Origin of the sequence: Acinetobacter sp. YH12129, from assembly GCF_013418685.1 — a bacterium.
Classification (GTDB): Bacteria; Pseudomonadota; Gammaproteobacteria; order Pseudomonadales; family Moraxellaceae; genus Acinetobacter; species Acinetobacter amyesii.
The window spans coordinates 1-4,224 of the sequence record NZ_VPBP01000063.1; the positions used below are offsets into that span (position 1 = coordinate 1).

Sequence of the window (4,224 nt, forward strand, 5' to 3'; positions counted from 1 at the left end):
ACCACCTGGGGAGCTGTTGCAGACATTGATCGACTTGAAGAAATTACTCGTTTTAATCCTGATCTTTTACCGACATTGCAGGCAATCAGCGATTTTGCGAGCTATGACGTGACACAGCATTTGAAATCAAAAACTGTGAAATACGGAGTTCCGACTAGTTCGCAAGACAATAGGTTTAATATTCCTGTTTATGATGTCGCTAGAGCGCCCTCATTTGCGATTACAGACGACTTTTTGAAAAACTATACCAAATATTGCGAAAATGTTTTAAATGCTGTTACAGCGCATTACAGCGCAAAAGAGACCGATTTTAATGAGTCATTTAGCTTAAACACTCCAAAACATGCTTTGCCTTGGCTCATTGAGCAAAATACACTTTCAGATAGTCGTATGAATGAAATTCTAGAGCCAATTAGTGCTTTTTCGTTGAGACAGAAAAACGAAGTTTTTTCTGCTCAACTTGAACAAATAGAAAAACAGCAAAGCCATATAGCGAAAGCATTTGAGCAAGCTCAGGCGCATGTCATAAAGACCAGTGAAGTCACTCAGACCCCGCGAAATCAGCCAAGCAGAGATAATCAGAACCGCTTTGATTACTAACCCAATAAAAAAACGCCCTAATTAGGGCGTTTTTCTTAGCTTGAAGCCAACTTTTTCCAGCAGTGGGTGGAATTTTTTAAAATTCTCCTCAACTAACAACATGTCAGCAATCCGCATCGAAAAAGCATGTGTTTCCTCACCGACACGTGCGTATTCGCCCATTTCTGGAAGCTGGGCAAGTTTACTTGCAAACAAGCTGCGCTGGGCATCCGTCATTTTCACGAAAAGATCCACAGTGTCAGGATCTCTATGGGCAACTGGCTTATTAACTCTTTTCTGTTCCAGATTGAAAGAAAAACCTCCAATGCTACGGCCTTTCTTGTGCTGCTCACACTTCACTGTAAGGTCTGAGTTTTCTGTTACTTGCTTGAGAGCTGGATCTAAGACACGTTTTTTAAAATCTGCCATCAGCTTGTACTCAGTAGCTGAGACTCCAAGCCTTTCGCGAAGATCAGACACCGAGATTATTGGAGTTTTTCCAACACTTCTCCAAGAAGCCAGCAATTCATAAAGTCTCACCGCGTAAGCCGTACTCAACTTTGAAACCTGATCCAATTCGTAGCTAGTAAAGTGCTGCTCTAGTCGCGTAATCAGGGGAACTACTGCTGGAGCAAAAATCAAGCTAACAGTGGCTTCTGATTCTGTGTAAGCAATTTCGCTAACCCATCGGCTCCGGTGGTGTGTGATGTTCCCTTTTTTTGTTTTAGTCTGGTAACTAAACTGACGAGAAAAGAGGTCGTCACAGGCATCCTTGAGAGCCTGATAGGCGGAGTTTCGGCGAACATCAAATTGATTCGTGTAGCTTTCAACGTGGATATGGAGAGGATCGTTTGCGGTTACTCCTTTCCCTGTTTCTCTTGCGTTTACGATTGCAAGAAGAACTAGACGCTGGGCTACTAGGCTCAAATTGTAACTTGCGTTAATTAATGCGTTGTCTTTCACCACTATATTTTTCTTCATTCCATTTTTATCTAGGGGGTGGGTTAATATTGTCTAAATATTTGATGTCAATATATGGTCATAATTAAATTATGTCAATAAGTGCATGGTAGATGTCCACATATAAGTGACTTATCCGCATGGTAGATGTCCACATATAGCATGGTAGATGTCCACATATAAGCTCTGAAATGCTTGCTATACAAGGCTTTCAAGGTGTCTAAAAACATTTAAAAGCTTTTTTATTATTAAAAGCCAAATCAAAAGCAAAAACACACGAAAATTGCCCTTGGTTTTCGCTACGCTCAAACAATCTTTTGAGTCGGACAAGCCGACTCAATGGGGGCAATTTTTAGCTGATTGAGTCTGTACTAAAAAAATCAGTTCGCGCTCTACGAGACGCTCTGCACTTACCGAAGCAGGGCAAATGGGAGCATTGTAATCAGGGAAAGAGCGACTTTGTGAATTCACGTTTCATAGTTCGCTCGTAGACACTCGCTCTGTAAGATACTGTTATTGTTTAGATATTCTTAAAATCAAAAGCAAAAGCAAAACGGCATTATTTTTATTTTTAAAAACAAGATGAGCGTTAAAACGCTCTGATTTCTCGTATATTAAATTTTAATTATTTTGACGTACATACGCATGGCTGATAGTTAAAAACGCTCAAATACGCAATTCTGTGCGCATTTGAGCGTATGTTTTACATTGAGAAGTCGTTAAAGATCATTTTTTAAATGGATTTCGTGAATCTGTCTTTGCTGCATTAACTTGTGCTTTTAGCTGTGAAGTTGCAGCAATTTGAGTATTCAGATAATCCTTGTTTTGATTGTTTTGTTCCCAGAATTTTCTAGCTTCTTGCCCGATTTTTTGATTCTCAATCATGCGATTTAATGCATCTAACACTTGATCATCGGACAAGTTCTGAAAAGTTGATTCAATCCACTTTAAGCATAAATCACCGATAAAATACTTTTTCGAGTCCAGGCTCTTTTTTGGAGACTTTTCTTTGTTTTTTGCAGCTAGTTTCTGCTGGATCTTGTTCTCTGCAAACTTAGCATCAATCTTTTTACGTTGGCTATCGAGCAAATCATGCATTGAAAAGTAGCTATCAATATCATCTTTCTCATGCAGTTCTAGTATCTGTTTTTCGATTGAAGTGAGCTTCTGCTTACACTGGATCTCAGACAAAAGCTCAAAATTTTTGAGCGCACGATTCATCAAATATCGAGTATCACGAGCAAGTTTTTCTTGTTCAGGATTCAGATTTTTGAACCCGACTTGTAAGAACATTTCGAGACATTTTTTTTCTTTGACCCTCAAAAATTCGAGGTCATTTAGATATTCATAAATTTGAATAGCATCTTGCTCATTCAACTGTTCACGAGGACGACCAGCCAAGTCATGACTCCTTTGTAATCTTCTAATTAGATACAGTGTAGGCGCAAAATTCCGGTTATTAAACTAATTTCTTTGCTTATGCAAAAAAATTAGTTTATCTCGTCTCCGTGTTTACAAATTGACAACCGCCCACTACGTGGGCTAATGTCATTTGTAAACACTACATCGAGCCCTTGCAGGGGGCGTTAGTGCTAGGGGCAGGGGGAAGGTAAATGTTCTATTTAGACATGAAGCACAACGTCAAAGGCAAGACGACTACGACCAGATCAGGCAAGGAAAAAAAGGCTCCAACGTCTAGGAACGGTTTTTTCTACATTACCCGAACTGCCCACTTTAGAAACGGCAAGGAAGGCGAGGAAGTCGAATGGGTGAGGTCTGGGAATATGCCTGACTACGCCAAAACCGACCCGAAGCAATTCTGGGTAAATGCGGATAAATATGAACAGGAAAAAGGCCGGACTAGCTCAGTGATGACCATTGCCTTGCCGAACAACATTTCTAAAAAAGAAAGAATCGAATTAGTGGAGAAATTCATTGATGAATTCGCAAATAAGCATGGTTTCGCATTTACGTGTGCTATCCACAATCATCGTGGTTCTATCGAGGGTAAAGACCAGCCACACCTCCACTTCATGTACTCAGAGAGACCTGTTATTGGAAATGAACACTTAAGCCCAAAGCAGTTTTTTGCTCGTTACAATGCTAAAAAACCTGAACGTGGTGGAGTCCGAAAACTGAGTGCGGATGTCTTAGGCTTTGGTAAAAATCATGTTAATCATGTCCGCCAAACGACTGAAAATTTGATGAATGATTTTCTTGCAGAACGTGCCCCAACCAAGAAAATTACAATCAAGGGTATCGAGGTTGAAGTGCCGAGTTTTGTTAGCAGCCTTTCAAACCGAGACTACAACAAGAAATTTGGCACTAACTTGAAAGACGTGCCGCAGTTGCCACGATGGAAAGTTCAGAGTAAAGACCCGAAACATCAGGCAGAAATTGCCGAGCAGCTAGAGGCGATCAGGGCTGTTCGGGAACATAACAACATGCAGTTATACGGCCAGTATTACCAAGCCGAACTTGCCCGAAGGCAAGCACTTGATGCAGTGCCTAAGCCAGCTGCAGAATCACAAACCACTACCCAAGAACAGAAACCACAAACCACCTGGGGAGCTGTTGCAGACATTGATCGACTTGAAGAAATTACTCGTTTTAATCCTGATCTTTTACCGACATTGCAGGCAATCAGCGATTTTGCGAGCTATGACGTGACACAGCATTTGAAAT

The 4,224-nt window shown here is 40.7% G+C and carries 4 protein-coding genes; 2 read left to right on the forward strand and 2 right to left on the reverse strand.

Annotated features, from left to right (window positions below; translation table 11 throughout):
• On the forward strand, nucleotides 1–600 hold a 600-nt coding region (locus FTU65_RS15925), incomplete at its 5' end, for a hypothetical protein (RefSeq protein WP_180067060.1).
• A gap of 21 nt (nucleotides 601–621) precedes the next feature.
• Here FTU65_RS15925 and repM read toward each other — a convergent pair.
• Nucleotides 622–1,560 carry a replication initiation protein RepM gene (gene repM, locus FTU65_RS15930; protein WP_180067062.1) on the reverse strand — a complete coding sequence of 313 codons (939 nt, stop codon included), beginning with the start codon at nucleotides 1,558–1,560 and terminating at the stop codon, nucleotides 622–624.
• A 705-nt stretch (nucleotides 1,561–2,265) separates the two neighbouring features.
• Entirely contained in the window at nucleotides 2,266–2,916 is a 651-nt protein-coding gene (locus FTU65_RS15935) for a hypothetical protein (RefSeq protein ID WP_180067064.1), read from the reverse strand.
• A gap of 236 nt (nucleotides 2,917–3,152) precedes the next feature.
• Here FTU65_RS15935 and FTU65_RS15940 point away from each other — a divergent pair.
• Nucleotides 3,153–4,224 (forward strand): MobA/MobL family protein (locus FTU65_RS15940; RefSeq protein WP_180067066.1); only part of this gene is annotated, 1,072 nt, incomplete at its 3' end.